Genomic DNA, 18,726 nt, shown 5'->3' with positions numbered 1-18,726 from the left:
TACATCCCGGGACGCATCCTGATGTGTTCTTTCCAGTCTAACGACCGTATATTATCTTCGGTATATCTGGTTTCCTCACTCATAAGTAGAATTGGAGTTTGTGGCTAATATAAGATATACCTTAAAAAGTTGAAACCCTTGTGGCACAAAGTAATTAACAAAGTTTTAGGAACAATGTTAAAAGATTTTTCTCCCTAAATATCCTTCTATAAATTTCTTTGGAGGTATAAATAAAAAAACACAGCGTTTTTCCGAAGCTTCTTCAAATCAAAAATCGAAGCAACAATTCCCGGCCTTTTTTATAAAAGGCAGTACAGGGATAATTTATAATAACACCTCTTAGACGTTGAAACGGAAATGCATGACATCGCCGTCTTTCACGATATAGTCCTTTCCTTCTACCCGCATTTTTCCTGCTTCTTTCACTTTTGCTTCGCTTCCGTAATGTACAAAATCTTCATAAGCGATAACCTCAGCCCTGATAAAGCCTTTTTCAAAATCGGTATGGATCACTCCTGCGGCTTGTGGGGCAGTAGCTCCTTTTGGGAAAGTCCAGGCTCTCACCTCTTTCACTCCTGCGGTAAAATAAGTTTCAAGATTAAGCAATTGATAGGCTCCTCGAATTAACTTAGCCGAACCGGGTTCTTCCAGGCCAATATCCTGAAGAAACATCTGGCGTTCTTCATAATCATCAAGTTCGGTAATATCTGCTTCTGTTCCTACTGCAAGCACGAGAACCTCAGCATTTTCTTCTTTTACAGCTTCTTTTACCCTATCAACCTGTTCATTTCCTGAAACTGCCGCACCTTCATCTACGTTACAAACGTACATAACCGGTTTATCGGTAATTAACTGCAGAGGTCTAATAAATTCCTTGCGTTCATCATCGGTGAGATTAATGGCCCGAACCGATTTACCAGCTTCCAGACCTTTCTTAACCTTATTTAAAGCTGCATCCTCTTTCTGTGCTTCTTTATTTCCTGTTCTGGCGGCACGCTTCACCTTTTCCAGTTTCTTCTCAACGGTTTCAAGATCTTTAAGCTGAAGTTCCATATCTATGGTTTCTTTATCCCTAATTGGATCTATAGAACCATCGACGTGAACAATATTATCATTTTCAAAACATCGCAAAACGTGAAGAATAGCATCGGTTTCGCGAATATTTCCCAAAAACTGATTTCCTAGTCCCTCACCTTTACTGGCTCCTTTTACAAGGCCGGCGATATCAACTATCTCAACGGTGGCGGGCACCACTCTCTCCGGGTTAACAAGGCTTTCCAGTTTTTCCAGTCTCGTATCGGGTACGTTTACCACCCCTATATTAGGTTCAATAGTACAAAACGGAAAGTTTGCACTTTGCGCCTTGGCATTTGATAAACAATTAAAAAGGGTAGATTTTCCTACGTTTGGTAATCCTACGATTCCGGCTTTCATAAATTAAATTTTAAGCTGAGTTTTTGCGGCTGCAAATGTAAGGATTAAGAACGATATATTATTGCTCCCTTGATTATTCTCAGGATTTCTTTTAGCCGTCAATTTTTGGCAATTTTACGAGATTGATCCAGAAATCTTCAATTTGCCCTATTGCATCTATAAAATCGCTTAACTCAATAGGTTTTGTGATATAGCAATTAGCATAATTTTTATAAGATTCGTCTATATCCTTTTGGGAGGAAGATGTGGTTAACATTATAACCGGAATGCTTCTGAAAACAGGATGAGTTTTTACATATTTCAATACTTCGTGACCATTTTTTCTTGGTAAATTAATATCCAGAAGAATAAGATCTGGTAATTCAGAATTTCTAAATTCTCCTTTTTTATTGAGAAAATCCAAGGCTTCCTGACCGTCCCTTGCAACGCTTAATTTGCTCATCATTCCTCCTTCCTCTAAGGCTTCAGTAGTCAGTAAGATATCTCCTTCATTATCTTCAACAAGTAAAATGTGAATAAATTTCATAAGGTGTTCATGTTAAATAATAAATACACTTTGAGAATATAGTAAAAAAACTTTTATACTTTAATGTTTAACAATACTGAAATAAAATTTGGTGCCTTTCCCTTTCTCAGACTCTAACCAAATTTTACCTCCCAGGTTTTCAATAATCTTTTTCGTGACAGCTAAACCCATTCCGGTACCGGCATAGGTTTGTCTCTGATGTAAACGTTGGAAAATAATAAATATCTTGTCAAAATATTCCGGATCTATGCCAATTCCATTATCCTGCACACTAAAAATGAAAAAATTACTGGTTTCCTCTACTCCTATTTCAATTCTGGGAGCCACTGAATCTTTGCGGTATTTAATGGCATTACTAATAAGGTTTTGAAAAACCTGTCGTAAAGGACTTTTAGGAGCCATAATTATAGGAAGTTCCTCTGAAAAAATTTCGGCACCTGTATCCTCAATTTCTTTCTGATAAAGGATTTTTACTTCAGAAATTATTTCGTTAACAGGAATTATTTCCTGTTTATCCTCAGTCCGTCCAACACGGGAAAACTCCAAAAGATCAAGAATAATACTCCGCATGCGTTTAGCGCCATCTACCGCAAAATGAATATAAGTGTGAGCCTTTTCATCCAGTTGCTGTGAATATTTCTTTTCCAACTGCGTTAAAAAACTGGTAACCATTCTCAACGGCTCCTGAAGGTCATGTGAGGCTACATAAGCGAATTGCTCCAATTCTGCATTTGAAATCTCAAGTTCTTTAGTGTGTTTTTTTAAATCATCGTTAAGGGATTTTAAAGAACTTTCATATTCTTTGGTTTTTGAAATATCCTGCATGGCACCAACTGCCCTAATTGCCTTACCAGCTTGATCTCTTACAATATAACCTCTATCATAGACATATTTATGTTCTCCTTCTTTTGTAGCAAAGCGATATTCTGCTTCCCATTTTCGTTCGCTACCGGTAATAGCTTTCTCAAAGCTGTTTTTGGTCACGTCTAAATCCTCAGGATGTATATTGTCAAACCATACATTAATATCTTTAGTAAGCCCAGAGAGTTTATACCCGAATAAAGTTTCAAAACCTTCTCCCCAATAAACTTCATCTTTCTCTAAATTCCAATCCCAGATCGCATCAGAAGTAGCCTGAGTAAGATATTTAAAGCGTTTGTTACTCATAAACAACTCCTTTTCATACTCATAGAGATCAGTAACATCACGTAAAACTCCTATCATTCTATAGGCGAAGCCTTTATTATCCCTTAAAATATAGCCATTCTCAATTATATGAATGTATTCTCCCTTTTTATTTTTAAATCGGTATTTTTTACTCCACTTTTTCTTCTTCTGATCGGAAAGATGAGCATCCAGACTGTCATGGGTTTCCTCCAGGTCTTCGGGGTGTACTTTTTCACTCCATTTTTCTACAGGAAAATCATTATTGGTCCTGTTATAACCAAATAATTTTGTGAAGCCTTCCCCCCATTCTATATTATTATTTACGATATCCCAGTCGTAAATCGCATCTTTTGTGGCTTTATTTACATATTCATAGCGCTGATTACTGCTTGTTAGATCATTTTCTTTTTGTTTGAACTCTATAATTAACTGAAGCAAACCAATTGTTCTATCTATGGTATTACCAAAAATTGCCTGGTCTTTATTTCTCTTTTCAGCATATACTGAAAATACGCCAAGTAATTTTCCTGAGGAAGAAAGTACCGGGTATCTGGACACCGATGAAATATTATGAGTTTTCATCAATCGAGATAATTTAGAATTCTCAGGCCATTTATTGATTTCAACCAGGGATTTTTCCTGGATCATTTTTTGAATAAAATCAGAATTAAAAGCACTTCTTTTTAATTCCGCAATCAATTCTTCAGGAAGGCCAGGAACAACCCAATTTACCACTTTAAAGTTTTCGAGTTTCCAGAGGCCAATCCGGATTCCTTCCTGGATTTGCACTAAATTCTCAAGATAATATTCCAGAATTTCGTCAAGAACAAACTTCTTTTTAAAACTCATTTCCATTACCTGTTTCTCAAGATGTTCCAAATCTTGAAAGTATTTTTTCTCGGTAATATCCCTGGAATTAACAGCAATTCCTCGAACTGCAGGATCATTTATCAAATTGGTAACAGTAGTTTCAAGCCACCTCCAACCTCCATTTTTATGCTTAAACCTAAAAGGAGGTATATTGAATCTTTTTTCACTTTCCAGTCTTTCATAACTCTTCTGAAGCCGCTCCAGGTCTTCAGGATGAATAAAGTTCCAGGCGTTTTTAGCATGGAAATATTCAGAAGTATAGCCCAAAACATTTACCGAGTTTGGGCTGGTATAGAGGTAATTTTGATTTTGATCTAATATTGCAATGAGATCGCCACCCTCCTGGACCAGGCCTTTAAATCGCCGTTCGCTGAGCTTTAATTGCTTTTCAGCTTCTTTTCTCTCACGATTGTCACGAGCAATAGCATATATTAACTCCTCACTCTCATCCCAGCTCACCGCCCAGGTTAAAGGTATAACCTTCCCCGATTTTGCTACATAGTTATTTTCAAAATTGGTCATGGGTTTTCCTGCCATAATTACTTCCCTTGCAGCCTTAGTTCTCTCTTTATCTTCTGATAAAACAAGATCCATAAAAGGCATCCCCTCTAATTCACTGGTAGAATACCCCCACAACCTAGAAGCGGCAGAACTGGTTTTTACAAACCGACCATTTTTATCAATTATAGTAATGGCATCCAAAGATTGGTCCATTATTCTATTGAGACGCAGCCGATTTTCTTCAAGGGCTTTTTCGGCTTCTGCTTTAGAATGTTGTTCCTCTTTTTCCATTGTAATATCAAGAATTACAGAATCCCAGATTATACTACCATCCCTTAACTTTTTAGGAGTTCCAATTCCTCTATTCCATCGTAATGTACCATCGGGATGGTTTATACGCCATTCATGACGCCATTCAGTAAGATTTTTAGCTGAAAGCTGAATACTTTTTAAATGATCTTCCAAATCTTCCTGATGATATAAACTCCATATTAAATTATTATCCCTGGCTGCCTCTTCGGCAGAAATTCCCCAAAGTTTTTCTGAGCCTTTACTTATATACATTAATTCATCACTACCATCTGGAAATAACTTATATCTAAAAACAACTCCAGGAATATTATTATTAATATTTTCAAGACGTTGTTCAGTTATTTTCCGCTCAGTAATATCCTGAGTTGCACCATATACCCGGGTACAAACCCCATCCACAAACTCTGGTCGCCCTGTAGCCCGAACCCACTTTTCATTTCCTTTGGCTGTGACTATCTCCAATTCCAGGTCAAAAGGTTCAGCCTGCTCTATAGCCCTGTTTACAGCCTGGGAAATTATATTCTTATCTTCCTGGTTCTTATAAAAATCAATAGCTTCATCCAGAAGTGGAATATAATCGGATGCCACCTCATGAATCTCTTTAATCATTTTGTTCCACCGCAGCTTATTATTCACAAGGTCGAGGTCCCAACTTCCTATTTTAGCAACTTCCTGGGTTTCCCTTAAAAATTTTTGGTTCTCTTCCAGGGTTTCAATTGCGGTTTGCTCCCTTTTTTGCAAAGTTTCTTCTTCAGTGACTTCCTTTACACAATGAAGAATATATTTTACCTTATCATCAAAGACCACAGGTATATTCGTGTTTTCACAGTAACGTTTTTCCCACTTCGCCGTCTTTTTACTTAAGAAATCGTAACACAATCTCTCCATCTCATGAGGCTCCCCCGAATTAATTGTCTTTTCAAAAGAGCTTCGCATAAATTGGTTGAATTCCTCTTCCCGGCCGCCTTTACTTTTAAAAACCTCCAGTAAACCTTTGCCAATCAAATCCTCCCTCGAAAATTCTGTGGCATCAAGATAAAGCTTGTTAACTTCGATTATTTTAAAGTGTGAAGATTCAACTTCTAAAACTAAACAAGGGGAAGGATATAAATTGAATAGCTTCTTAAAGATATCATTGGAGAGCATATTTTTTTTATTGGGATGCTCGTAAATATAAAAAAATCTAAACAGAGTGTTAAATTAAATAAGGCTTTGACAAAACAAAAAAAACCCGGTTCAAAAAGAACCGGGTTGATAATTTATTATCCTCAGCCTGTTTTAGGCATCGTTATGCATAAATTTTTGTTTTGTCAATAATTCTTCTTCTGTCTCGATGTGGTCTTCATCGGGGACACAGCAATCCACCGGACATACGGCAGCACATTGAGGCTCCTCATGAAAGCCCTGGCATTCGGTGCACTTATCCGGAACGATGTAATATATCTCATCGCTAATAGGTTCCTGGGCTTCTTCAGCATTAACCTGTTTTCCATCTGGAAGGACTACATCGCCATCAAGGTCGGTACCGTCGGCATAACGCCAGTCATCGGCACCTTCATATATTGCAGTATTAGGGCATTCTGGTTCGCAGGCCCCGCAGTTTATACATTCATCTGTGATAATAATTGCCATAGCTTCTTTTATTAGTAAATTTAAGGTTTTAATTAAAAATGAAACCTCTCCTTATTTTTCAAGGAATCTTAGGAGTTTGCAGGCTGAAGTTTTAATTTCGCCGCTACAAATTTAAAACCAATCGCTCTCATAACCAAATATGGCAATGACTATCGAAGACCGCAAAGAACACTTTATCAAACTTGGTGATTTCCTGGCAAATTATGAACTTAATCCTCATAAAAAGCCAGTGATCAAAGATGATTATTGGGATATCTATAATGAACTCAACGAGAAAATTGATGCCGCAATTCATTATAACGGGTGGTTCACTCGTGAAAATGTTATATTTTCTTTGCAACAATGGAGTGAAGCTCTTACCAGGGAAAGCTTAGACCAATGGTTAGATCGTTATGATCTCTCTAAGATCGAACCCAAAACCCTTGGAATTGTAATGGCAGGAAATATCCCTCTGGTGGGTTTTCATGATTTCATTTCGGTGTTGCTTGCAGGTCATAAAGTTGTGGCCAAGCTTTCCGGTAATGATAAACAGCTTATGCCGGTGATAGCACGGTTTCTTACCCGTTTAGACCCTGAATATAAAGACCGAATACGATTCACCGATAACAAACTTGAAGATTTTGATGCTGTAATCGCAACTGGAAGCAATAACACCGCCCGGTATTTTGAATATTATTTTTCTAAAGTACCAAGCATAATCCGTAAAAACAGAAACTCGGTTGCCATCTTAACAGGGAAAGAAACCCCTGAAGACCTGGAAGCTTTAGGCGAAGATATTTTCAGATATTATGGTCTCGGTTGCAGGAATGTCTCTAAACTTTATGTTCCTGAAAGTTATAATTTTGATGATTTTTTCAAAGCGATATATAAATGGAATCCTATCATCAACCAGGCAAAATATGCTAATAATTACGATTATAACAAGGCCGTTTACCTAATGAGTGAATTCAAACTCCTGGAAAACGGTTTTCTCATACTCAAAGAAGATTCCGGTTATAGTTCCCCCATTGCTACTTTGTTTTATGAAACTTATGAAAATCCTGAGGCCCTAGGGGAACACTTAAAAAATGAAAGCGAAAAATTGCAGTGCATCGTTAAAAAAGATCCTGACGATAATGAGGTGAAGTTTGGTCACACCCAGAAACCACAGCTCTGGGACTATGCCGATAATGTGGATACGATGGAATTTCTGCTGAAAATATAATTATAAGGAATTCTTATCTTAGTAAGATGATTTAAAAACTAATTGATATATTTTAGTAATGAAAAAACACAACTTCAGTGCAGGTCCCTGTATTTTACCGCAGGAAGTTTTTCAGGAAGCTTCTCAGGCCATTTTGGACTTCAACAACTCAGGTCTTTCTATTTTAGAAATTTCACATCGTAGTCCCGATTTCGTATCGGTAATGGAAGAAGCCAGAAGCCTCTCATTAAAACTTCTCGGGCTTGAGAACAAAGGCTACAAAGCCCTTTTTCTTCAAGGAGGAGCCAGTATGCAATTTTTAATGACTGCATATAATTTGCTGGAAAAGAAAGCTGCGTATCTTAACACTGGTACCTGGGCTACTAAAGCGATTAAAGAAGCAAAGTACTTTGGAGAAGTTGTCGAGGTGGCTTCCTCTAAAGACAAAAATTTCAATTATATCCCAAAACAATACAAGGTGCCCGCAGATGCAGATTATTTCCATTGCACCAGCAACAATACCATTTTTGGAACCCAGATAAAAGAATTTCCATCAGTTGAAATTCCTTCGGTATGTGATATGAGCAGCGATATCTTCTCCAGGGAAATGGATTTCTCTAAATTCGATATGATATATGCCGGAGCTCAAAAAAATATGGGACCTGCAGGAACTACTTTAGTGGTTATTAAAGAAGATATTTTGGGTAAAGTTTCCCGTGAAATTCCTTCCATGCTTAATTATAAAACACATATCGCAAAAGACAGTATGTTTAATACCCCGGCTGTGTATGCTGTATACGTATCCTTATTGACCATGCGTTGGCTAGACAAAAAAGGTGGGATTAAGCCTATGGAAGAACTCAACAATAAAAAAGCAGCCTTGCTTTATTCTGAAATTGACAGAAATGAACTCTTTAAAGGCTATGCCGAAAAAGAAGCCCGCTCTAATATGAATGTTACTTTTAACCTTACAGATGAGAACCTGAAAGATCGTTTTGATAAGTTATGGAAAGCAGAGGGAATAAATGGATTAAACGGGCATCGAAGTGTTGGGGGTTACAGGGCATCAATTTATAATGCTCTTCCAACCTCTAGCGTGAACATCCTGGTGGAGACAATGAAGGAACTTGAGAGAAAAGCCTGATCTTCTATACTTGAAAATTAAATTATACTAAAATAATAAATATGAAAATATTGGCCAACGATGGCATTTCGCTAAGCGGAGCTACTGCTCTTAAAGAAGCAGGCTTTGATCTAATCACTGTAAAGGTAGCTCAGGACCAACTAGAGAATTATATCAAGGAAAATAACATTGAAGGTGTTCTGGTTCGCAGCAATACTAAAATCAGAAAACCGCTAATAGATGCTTGCCCCAATATTAAATTCATTGGCCGGGGTGGTGTTGGAATGGATAATATAGACGTGGAGTATGCCAGGTCTAAAGGTTTACACGTTTTCAATACGCCGGGAGCTTCAGCGGCGTCGGTAGCAGAGCTTACTTTCGCTCATTTATTTAGTGGAGTGAGGCAGCTCTATAACTCAAACCGGAATATGCCACTTGAAGGAGATACAATGTTTTCTGAACTCAAGAGGTCTTATGCCGGGGGTTATGAATTAAGAGGAAAAACCCTGGGAATAATCGGTTTTGGAAGAATTGGACGAGAGGTAGCTAAACTTGCACTCGGGGTTGGCATGAAAGTTATTGCCAGTGACCAGGAAGTAGGAGAAGCAACTATAGAACTGGAATTTTACAACCATCAAAGCATAAAGATTCCTATTAAAACTGAACCTGTCGAGGAGATTATTAAACATTCAGATTTTATTAGTCTCCATGTTCCGGCTCAGGAAAAACCCATTATTGGAAAAAAAGAATTTGCATCCATGAAGCAGGGAGTTGGGATAATTAACACCGCACGTGGTGGAGTAATAGATGAAGCCGCCCTACTTGAGGCTATTGAAACAGATAAAGTAGCATTTGCAGGTCTCGACACCTTTCAGGATGAACCCAAACCCGCCATAAAACTGCTTATGAATGAAAAAGTTTCCCTAAGCCCACATATTGGTGCCGCTACTATTGAAGCACAGGAAAGAATTGGCCAGGAATTAGCAAATGAAATAATTAACAGGTACAAACCTTAGCCTTTCTGAATTTATAATAAAGCTTTAACGTAAATAGCCAAAAATTATCTTTAAGTTTAAAGTTCATTTAAAACTTTTTTCTGTGTATCTATTTCAGTTTACCAGGAGAACCTCTAATTTAAAAAGCAAGTATTTCGACTTCTGCAAGTAAGATTGGAGAAAAAAACTTTTACGATGAAAAACTTTTTTTACATATTCATTTTAGGCTTAATGATCTACAGTTGTGGTAGCCAGAACCGTAATCTTAGATCAGACAGAATTGCAAATGCCGAAAATGATACTGTTCGCATAGCCAATGATAGCCTGGAGTATGAGATCATTATTATAGAGCCCGGCTTTAATCTTTTTATTAATAGTATTGCCAAACCGGAAGGCTATTATTCCCAGAATTACCTTGAGAATAAAAACCGTTTTCTGGTACAGGAATATAACCAGCGGGTAATGAATCCGCAGCGCTATAACCCAAATCTCTATATTCAGGAAATTAATTACGATAGCAGTATTGATTACGGTTATGAAGTGAATTACCTCCTGTACAACTATTTCGTGTATTTCAGCAGGCAGTATAACCAAAGCTTTTCGGTACCCACGCGTATTTAGTTTTTGTTGAGTTTAATAGTAATAATGCTTTTAATATATTTGCCGCATGAATAAATTAAAAAAGCGTTGGGGAATTAATTCCAATTGGCAAATTCTAATCATTTTTATTGTATTTGCCATTACAGGGTCAAGTGCTACGAAACTAGCCGGTCCTGTCACCGATTTTATAGGTTTATCATCAGAAACAACCCCCTGGATTATTTATTGGGGTGTTAGAATATTGCTCATATTCCCAATTTACCAGGTCTTACTCGTAAGTTTTGGGTGGCTGTTTGGTCAATTCGAGTTTTTCTGGGCGTTCGAAAAGAAAATGCTTAGCCGGATAGGCTTTGCGAAAATTTTTCAGGATTAAATTGAATTTTATAAAACAAATATTTCTTTTTTCTACGGCTGTTATTATTTTGATACCAACCGCAGTAAACTTTGCTCATATTTTTAGTGGGCACGGACATGAGATATGTGATGATTACGCTGAAGAACACTTTCATGTTAAAAACCTGGATTGTGAATTACATCAGTTTCAGAAGAACTCAGCCTTAAGCATTATATTTTTTGAATTCAGTCCTGAAGTACCCATTTTTGAAAAACAGGCCTTACCCGATTATTACCAGTTTTTAAGTGATTATATAAAGCTCCCTTTTGAGCTGCGTGGTCCTCCCCTTGCCTGATTTATCTAAGACAAGTTAGTAATCAGAATCATTTTAAAAATATCTTATGAAACTCAAAATTTTATTTTTGCTGCTTTTAGCAGTGTATCCTTATATATATGCACAAAATAATTTACAGGGCACTGTAACAAATCTTGTTAGCGGTGAACCTGTTATTGGCGCCACCGTTTATTTTCCCGGCCTTGAAAAGGGGGAATTAACTGATTTAGATGGGAGGTTTATGTTCAAGAATCTTCCTGCCGGAAATCATAAAATTGTAATTTCCTCGGTGGGATTCAGCACTTTTTCAGATGAGATAAGTATCCCATCTTCCGGAAGTTTTGACCTTAGCCTGAAACCTTCAGCAATAGAGATGGAAGAGGTTATAATTTCAACTCCATTTCATCAATTGCAAAGCGATAATGTTATGCGGGTTGCCCGGGAGAACGTTTCAACATTAAACAGGAAGGGAGCTATTACCCTCACAGACGGAATCTCACAGATTGAAGGTGTAGAAAGCCTTACCACCGGTTTGGGTATAGGTAAACCCGTAATTAGAGGTATGAGTTCTAACAGGGTTTTGGTTTATACACAAGGTGTCAGACTGGAAAACCAGCAATATGGAGATGAACACGGCCTCGGGATCAGCTCAAAGGGAATTCAGAGCGTTGAAGTAATTAAAGGCCCTGCTTCCCTGCTCTATGGAAGTGATGCCATAGGAGGTGTTCTCTATCTAAACCCCGAACGTTATGCTTCATCCAAAGCTACCAAAGCTGAAATAGATGCAAATTATTTCAGTAACACACAAGGTTATCAGGGAAGCGCCATGGCGGCAACTTCAGGTGAAAAATTTAAATTCCTTGCCCGTGGAAGTTATGCCGCACATAGTGACTATGAAACCGGAGACGGAGAAAGAGTTACCAATACCCGTTTCAACGAAAAAGACTTTAAAGCGGGAATAGGTTACCAATACCAGAAATATAAAGGAGACCTGCGCTACAACTATAACCGCTCTAACATAGGGATACCTGAAGAGATGGGGATCCAGAGTACCCAAAAGGAACCTTTATTACCTTTCCAGGAAATCGACAACCACATACTTAGCCTGGATAATAAATTCTATTTTAAAAAATCCAGCATTGATTTTAAGCTAGGCTATCAATTTAACAACAGGCGGGAATTTGAAGACGAGCACGGTCACGAGGAAGAGGAAGAGGATCATGAAGAAGAGATTCATGAGGAAGAGGAGGTTCACGAAGGTGAACACCCTGCGCTGGAAATGCATCTGGAAACAATCAATTATAATCTGAAATATAATTTCCCGAAATTTGGTAAATTTGAAACTATTGTCGGCATTCAGGGGATGTACCAGACAAATTCAAATTTAGGAGAAGAGATTCTGATTCCAGAAGCCGAAACTACCGACTTTGGAATTTTTGCTACTACACACCTTCATCTCAAAAAGTGGGATTTTCAAGGCGGATTACGTTATGATTTTCGTAATCTGGAAAGCCAGGAATATGGCCACGATCACGAAGATGAGTTTATACCTGCAATAGATCGTAATTTCAATAGTATAAACGGGGCAATTGGAGCAAAGTATGAAATTTCTGAAAGCATTAATGCCAGGTTAAATCTGGCAAGTGGTTTTAGAGCTCCCAACCTGGCTGAACTTACTTCTGATGGAGCGCACCACGGCGCCAACAGATACGAAATGGGTGATCCAACGCTGGACAACGAGCAAAACTTTCAAATAGACCTTTCGGTAGAACTTAGAAACGAACATTTCGAAACTTATGTAAATATGTTTCATAACAACGTAAGAGATTATATCTATCTAAACCCCACAGGGGAGATTATTGATAATGACCTGGTATTTCAATACACACAAAATAATGCCAGCTTGTACGGAACTGAAATTGGAGCCCATATCCATCCGCACCCTTTAGACTGGTTGCATTGGGAAAGCGGTTTCGAATTGGTTCACGGAGAATTGGAAGATGGGGAAAACCTGCCTTTAATACCTGCAAACTCACTCACCAACACATTTAGAATTGAACTGGAAGGAGAAGTAGTAAAGAAAAAGTACGCCTTTCTTAGGTTAAAAAATGTCTTTAACCAGAACCGGGTAAGTACATTTGAAACCCGTACCGGTGGTTATAGTCTATTAGGGGCAGGTTTTGGAGGTACTTTCGATCTAAATGGCTCAGACCTTCAATTTACCATTAGTGGGAATAATATTTTAAACAAAACCTATATCTCCCATTTATCCCGGTTAAAACCAGATAATATAGCGAACATTGGAAGAAATATCTCATTTTCATTAAACTGGTTTCTATAAATACTTCTCCAGTAAATAAAAAAAGCAGTCGGGCATTTTTCCGACTGCTTTTTTTATAATTTAATACGTATAATTTAAGATCTTACTTTTATTGGGCGTAATTCCCCAGGGTTATCTTTATTCCAAATGTAAGTATACAACCACATAAGAGTAAAGGTTGGAATAATATCCGTTCCCGGTAGAATCTCCTCAATGAAGAGAATCGCCGAGGCCAGTTTCCCTTTTTTTCCGGGATACATTTTCTGAAGTGTTTTTGCTGCATATGGTGCCCATAGAATATCCAAAAATGGCCCTACAACCGGAATAGCCATGGTAGTCATACCAACAACATCATATGCAAGGCCCTTTATCAGTAATTTATTTTTTGATTTATCCATTTCTAACAGTTTTAATATTTAAGGCAATAAAGGTGCCAATTTTAGCCATAGCAGGGTTTCCCGGCTTAATTAGGGGTTTTAAGCTTATCTGCAAATGATTTTCTCAATTTTTCAATCTTTGGATCTATGATATACTGGCAATATGGCTGCTGCCGGTGTTGGTCGTAATAATCCTTATGCTCCTCCTCTGCTACGTAAAAATTGGAGGCGGGGGTAACTTCTGTTACTATTTTATCCTGAAAGACTTTCTCATTCTCCAATTCACCGATAACTTCAAGAGCTGTATTTTTCTGTTCTTCTGAATGATAGAAAACGGCACTCCTGTATTGAGTACCAACGTCATTTTGTTGTCTGTTTAAAGTAGTAGGATCATGAGTGCCAAAGAAAATCAACAATAAGTCCCTGAAACTTATCTTTTCAGGGTCAAAACTTATCTGAATTGCTTCAGCATGACCTGTCCTCCCGGTAATAATCTCTCTGTATGCAGGGTTTTTAATATTTCCACCGGTAAAACCAGGGATAACATTTTCTACTCCTTTAATCCGCTTAAAGACTGCTTCTGTACACCAGAAGCATCCCCCGGCAAGGGTAGCGGTTTCTAAACTTTTTTGTACCATATTTTATAAATATATATAATGCAGAAACAATAAGCTTTATAAGCCGCAGAAATTAACCCAAATTAACGAGAAATTGGCTAATTTTGTAGACCTTACTAAAGATGTAAGAATACTAAAAGTCTTTTATCTTTTAATAAATAACTATTGATGCCTATTCGTTTTTTCTTTCTGCTTTTTATATTTTTTACTTCTAATATTTACACTCAAACAGAAAAGCTTGATTTAATAGATCGCAAAACTTATGAAATCACCAGAATCAAGGAAGCTCCAAATATTGATGGAACCCTAGAGGAAGAAGTCTATAATTCTTTACCATTAGCTTCAGATTTTTTAATGTTCGAACCCGGAGATGGAGACCCTATCCCCAAGGCCTACGCAACCGATGTGGAAGTTGTCTACAATGATGAAGCGATTTTTATCGCTGCCTATATGCGTTCTGGTGAGCCCGAAAAAACGGTAAAACAATTTACTCAACGGGATAACATAGGAATTTCAGAGTATTTTGCAGTAGATATAAATCCTTATGACGATGGCGAAAATCAAACGCGATTTATCGTCACAACTTCCGGGGCCATTATAGATGGTAAAGCAAACGGAAATAATGAAGATTACACTTTCAATACTGTGTGGGAAGCAGAGGTTCTTCACGATGAGACCGGTTGGTATGCCGAAATTAAGATTCCTTACTCTGCCTTAAGATTCCCCAAAAAGAAGGTGCAATCCTGGGCCATCCAATTCACCAGGAAAATCACCCATCGCAATGAAACCTATAGCTGGAATTACATCGATAAGTCGGTAGGAAAAATTAGTCAGTATACAGGCTTATTAACAGGGATTAAAAACATTGATCCTCCAATTAGGCTTAGTCTTTATCCCTATGCTTCAGCAGAGGTCCAACAATTTGATGATCGCACTAAAACCGCTTTAAGTGCCGGTTTGGATGTAAAGTATGGAATAAATGATGCTTTCACTCTGGATGCAACCCTTGTCCCCGATTTTGGGCAAGCGGCCTTCGATGATGTTGAGTTGAACCTCACCCCTTTCGAGCAAGAATTTGGTGAAAACCGGGCATTTTTTACAGAGGGAACTGAACTTTTTACAAAGGGTGATCTTTTCTATTCACGCAGAGTGGGCGATAGACCAATAGGATATAGATCGGCCGCTGAAAATCTTAGAAACGATGAGGTTATTGAGGAGAATCCAGAGCGCACAGATCTTTTAAATGCATTTAAAATATCCGGCCGCACTGAAGATAATCTCGGAATTGGATTCTTTAATGCAATAACCAGTGAAATGAAAGCCATTATTAGGGATACCATTACCGGTGAAACTCGTACCAGAATTACAGAACCATTTGCGAATTACAATATCCTGGTGCTCGACCAACAATTTAATCAAAATTCTTCTGTTAGCTTAATAAACACAAATGTAACTCGCGAAGGGCATTACAGAGATGGGAATGTAACGGGCTTTTTATTTGATGTCTACAATAAAGCTAACTCTTATAATTTTCAAGGCGAACTAAAGATGAGCCAGGTCAATATTACTAACAACACGCTCGCTGGTTTCGCTTCAAAATTTTCAGTAAACCGCACAAAAGGAAACTTTCGTTTTGGGGCTAGTCACAGGTTTGCGAATCAAACCTACGACATTAACGATCTGGGGATAAACTTTTTTAATAATTACAATAATTTTTTCTGGAGTACATCTTATCAGATTTTTGAACCTACCGAGCGATTCAACCGTTACAGAATTAATATCTACGGCAAACACCAACGAAGATACCGCCCCGATATGGCCGTAAATACAGGTGTTGGAGGAAGTTTTTTCGCCGTAACCAGGCAACGCTTTGCTTTTGGGGGAAATTTGGATGTTAATTCCAAATTTCGCGATTTCTTTGAGCCTCGTAAGGACGGCATGTTTATTAATTACAATAAAAGTATTTTTAGCCAGTTATGGGTTTCTTCCGATTACAGGAAAACTTTTGCATATGATATTCGTCTTCGTTATGGGAAGTTTCTGGATTCTCCCCAGGAAGAATATCGGTTACGCCTAAGCCCTCGGGTAAGATTTTCTGATAAATTTGATGTGATTTATTCCTTTAATTATTCCCTTGAAGAAAACAGGCACAGTTTTGTAGACTTTTCAAACGGAGATATCATATTTGGAAAAAGAAATATGGAAAGTATTGAAAACTCGCTTAAAGCCAGTTATAATTTCAATACCAAACAAGCATTGAATTTAAGTTTTAGAAATTTCTGGTCAACAGCTCACTTTATGAAAGAGTCCTATTCTGTTCTCGAAGATAATGGGACGTTAAATCCAAATTCATATCCGATAGACGACCAAAACAATCCAAACCGAAATTTTAATATATGGAATCTTGACCTGAGCTATAGCTGGCAATTTGCACCGGGAAGCCAGGCCATCCTACTTTATAGAAATTCCATATTTAACCAGGATAAGTTAAGCTTGTTGAATTACCGGTACAGCCTTGAAAATTTATTCGAGCAACCCATAAAACAGGTTTTGAGTCTGCGGGTGGTTTACTTTATCGATTACAATAATCTTTATAACATCTTTGAGAGCTAATCTTGGGGATTCTGTGTAATTTGGGTATTTTTCCATCTTTATTAGTCCAGATATAATATGATACTTGCCAAGAACATTCATAAATATTACGGAGATCTCCATGTTTTAAAAGGAGTGAACTTGCACATAAAACGCAGCGAAATTGTTTCTATAGTTGGGGCATCAGGGGCAGGTAAGACCACCCTTCTTCAAATATTAGGCACTCTGGATAATCCTGAAAAAAACAAAGCTTCAGAGTTAAAAATAAACGGAACCGAGATCTACGGACTTTCTTCCAGAGACCTATCCAAATTCAGAAATAAACATATAGGATTTATCTTTCAGTTCCATCAATTACTTCCCGAATTCACTGCCTTGGAAAATATATGCATTCCTGCTTTTATTCAGAATAAATCAAAAGCAGAAGCCGAAAAACGGGCGCATGAACTCCTTGGATTTTTAGGGTTGGAAAACCGGGCAAACCATAAACCCTCGGAATTAAGCGGCGGGGAACAACAACGCATCGCAGTAGCAAGAGCCCTGGTAAATAACCCAGCTATTATTTTTGCCGATGAACCTTCTGGAAATCTCGATAGTGAATCTGCAGAAAACCTGCATAAACTGTTTTTTAGGCTTAGGGATGAATTTCAGCAAACTTTTGTTATCGTTACTCATAACGAGGAACTGGCCGATATGGCCGACCGGAAACTCACGATGGTAGACGGAGAAATTATTTAAATTAAAATGCCCGGATTTTGAATAAAAGCGAGTTAAAGTCTTTTCTTGATTTTAAAGTTGAACAATACAATACTTTACATTTTATTGAGACCGACCCTATTCAAATCCCGCATCAATTCAGTAAAAAAGAGGATATTGAAATTGCGGGTTTTCTTACGGCAAGCATTGCCTGGGGAAACAGAAAAAGCATTTTGAAAAATGCTGATAGGATAATGGAATTGCTTGACAGATCTCCTTATGATTTTGTTATCAAGCACTCCCCTGCCGACCTTAAAAACCTGGAAAACTTCGTTCATCGCACCTTTCAGGGGATCGATTTTCAATATTTCATAAGAGCACTTAAAAATATCTATTTGAATCACGGCGGCATAGAAAAAATCTTCAGCACCCACGCTGAAGAAAAATCCCTGCAACCTGCCATTCATCATTTTAAGCAGATTTTCTTTGAACTCCCCCACGCCCGGAGGACCGAAAAGCACGTGAGCGACCCGCAAAAGAATTCAGCGGCAAAACGCATTAATATGTATTTAAGATGGATGGTTAGAAAAGACCCTTCCGGGGTAGATTTTGGGATTTGGGATAGTATAAAACCTCAACAATTAAGTTGCCCGCTGGATGTTCATTCGGGGAACGTGGCTCGCAATTTAAAGCTTTTAAAACGCAAGGCGAATGATGCCAAAGCCCTAAGCGAACTCGATAATTCCCTCCGGAAAATGGATCCTGTAGATCCTGTTAAATATGATTTTGCATTGTTTGGAATTGGAGCCAATGAAAAGCTCTAACTAATTTAACTTACCTGGATGAGGGCAACGGTCCAACTCGCAAAAAGAAAAACAAGAATACTGATGCCGGCATAATTTAAAACCTTATTTCCTGCATACCTCCCGGCGATGTACCTGAAAAAACATCAGATAACTTTTGAACCCCCATTAGAGATTAGACCCCCTCCACTAAGTTTTAGAATAGTAGTGAGAAAATCAATACTAACTATTACAGGATAATAACCCCAATTACAAGGAGTATCAAATTCATAAGTTTATTCTTTTGCTATAATTATAAAAACGGTAAACC

The 18,726-nt window shown here is 37.9% G+C and carries 16 protein-coding genes; 10 read left to right on the top strand and 6 right to left on the bottom strand.

Annotation, left to right across the window (positions count from 1 at the left end):
- Positions 1-339: 339 nt before the first annotated feature.
- The 4 genes from ychF to VIM94_RS00270 form a co-directional block, all read right to left on the bottom strand.
- Positions 340-1,434, bottom strand: coding sequence for a redox-regulated ATPase YchF (gene ychF / locus VIM94_RS00285; protein WP_332037289.1), 1,095 nt, complete (start codon positions 1,432-1,434; stop codon positions 340-342).
- Between the two features lie 91 nt (positions 1,435-1,525).
- Positions 1,526-1,960: a response regulator gene (locus VIM94_RS00280; RefSeq protein WP_332037288.1), complete on the bottom strand. Its 435-nt coding sequence runs from the start codon at positions 1,958-1,960 to the stop codon at positions 1,526-1,528.
- A 60-nt stretch (positions 1,961-2,020) separates the two neighbouring features.
- Positions 2,021-5,956, bottom strand: a complete 3,936-nt coding sequence (locus VIM94_RS00275; RefSeq protein WP_332037287.1) for a PAS domain S-box protein — start codon at positions 5,954-5,956, stop codon at positions 2,021-2,023.
- Between the two features lie 132 nt (positions 5,957-6,088).
- The gene (locus VIM94_RS00270; RefSeq protein ID WP_332037286.1) at positions 6,089-6,442 is read right to left on the bottom strand and encodes a 4Fe-4S dicluster domain-containing protein; all 354 of its coding nucleotides are present in this window, start codon (positions 6,440-6,442) and stop codon (positions 6,089-6,091) included.
- A 145-nt stretch (positions 6,443-6,587) separates the two neighbouring features.
- Here VIM94_RS00270 and VIM94_RS00265 point away from each other — a divergent pair, with 145 nt between their 5' ends.
- The 7 genes from VIM94_RS00265 to VIM94_RS00235 all read left to right on the top strand — a co-directional run bounded on the left by VIM94_RS00265 (position 6,588) and on the right by VIM94_RS00235 (position 13,352).
- The gene (locus VIM94_RS00265; protein ID WP_332037291.1) at positions 6,588-7,646 is read left to right on the top strand and encodes an acyl-CoA reductase; all 1,059 of its coding nucleotides are present in this window, start codon (positions 6,588-6,590) and stop codon (positions 7,644-7,646) included.
- 58 nt (positions 7,647-7,704) lie between these two features.
- The gene (gene serC / locus VIM94_RS00260; protein WP_332037285.1) at positions 7,705-8,769 is read left to right on the top strand and encodes a 3-phosphoserine/phosphohydroxythreonine transaminase; all 1,065 of its coding nucleotides are present in this window, start codon (positions 7,705-7,707) and stop codon (positions 8,767-8,769) included.
- Between the two features lie 41 nt (positions 8,770-8,810).
- The gene (locus tag VIM94_RS00255; RefSeq protein WP_332037284.1) at positions 8,811-9,764 is read left to right on the top strand and encodes a D-2-hydroxyacid dehydrogenase; all 954 of its coding nucleotides are present in this window, start codon (positions 8,811-8,813) and stop codon (positions 9,762-9,764) included.
- Positions 9,765-9,938: 174 nt separating this feature from the next.
- Positions 9,939-10,364 carry a DUF6146 family protein gene (locus VIM94_RS00250; protein WP_332037283.1) on the top strand — a complete coding sequence of 142 codons (426 nt, stop codon included), beginning with the start codon at positions 9,939-9,941 and terminating at the stop codon, positions 10,362-10,364.
- Between the two features lie 46 nt (positions 10,365-10,410).
- The gene (locus tag VIM94_RS00245; RefSeq protein ID WP_332037282.1) at positions 10,411-10,716 is read left to right on the top strand and encodes a DUF6787 family protein; all 306 of its coding nucleotides are present in this window, start codon (positions 10,411-10,413) and stop codon (positions 10,714-10,716) included.
- A gap of 1 nt (position 10,717) precedes the next feature.
- Positions 10,718-11,032 (top strand): hypothetical protein, encoded by a 315-nt coding sequence (locus VIM94_RS00240; protein ID WP_332037281.1) that lies wholly within the window; start codon positions 10,718-10,720, stop codon positions 11,030-11,032.
- 46 nt (positions 11,033-11,078) lie between these two features.
- Positions 11,079-13,352, top strand: coding sequence for a TonB-dependent receptor (locus VIM94_RS00235; protein WP_332037280.1), 2,274 nt, complete (start codon positions 11,079-11,081; stop codon positions 13,350-13,352).
- Positions 13,353-13,426: 74 nt separating this feature from the next.
- Here VIM94_RS00235 and VIM94_RS00230 read toward each other — a convergent pair whose 3' ends face one another.
- Complete coding sequence (locus VIM94_RS00230; protein WP_332037279.1) at positions 13,427-13,729, bottom strand: hypothetical protein; 303 nt, start codon at positions 13,727-13,729, stop codon at positions 13,427-13,429.
- A gap of 65 nt (positions 13,730-13,794) precedes the next feature.
- Positions 13,795-14,346 carry a peptide-methionine (S)-S-oxide reductase MsrA gene (msrA, locus tag VIM94_RS00225; RefSeq protein ID WP_332037278.1) on the bottom strand — a complete coding sequence of 184 codons (552 nt, stop codon included), beginning with the start codon at positions 14,344-14,346 and terminating at the stop codon, positions 13,795-13,797.
- 147 nt (positions 14,347-14,493) lie between these two features.
- Between msrA and VIM94_RS00220 the strand changes: the two genes are divergently transcribed.
- The 3 genes from VIM94_RS00220 to VIM94_RS00210 are packed head-to-tail and all read left to right on the top strand — an operon-like array spanning position 14,494 to position 18,437.
- On the top strand, positions 14,494-16,938 hold the full coding sequence (locus VIM94_RS00220) for a DUF5916 domain-containing protein (protein WP_332037277.1): 2,445 nt from the start codon (positions 14,494-14,496) through the stop codon (positions 16,936-16,938).
- Between the two features lie 57 nt (positions 16,939-16,995).
- Positions 16,996-17,655 carry an ABC transporter ATP-binding protein gene (locus VIM94_RS00215; protein WP_332037276.1) on the top strand — a complete coding sequence of 220 codons (660 nt, stop codon included), beginning with the start codon at positions 16,996-16,998 and terminating at the stop codon, positions 17,653-17,655.
- Between the two features lie 17 nt (positions 17,656-17,672).
- Positions 17,673-18,437, top strand: a complete 765-nt coding sequence (locus VIM94_RS00210) for a TIGR02757 family protein (RefSeq protein WP_332037275.1) — start codon at positions 17,673-17,675, stop codon at positions 18,435-18,437.
- The last annotated feature ends 289 nt before the right edge of the window (positions 18,438-18,726 follow it).

The organism is Salegentibacter sp., from assembly GCF_036568425.1.
GTDB lineage: Bacteria > Bacteroidota > Bacteroidia > Flavobacteriales > Flavobacteriaceae > Salegentibacter.
This window is presented reverse-complemented; position numbering and strand designations above follow the sequence as displayed.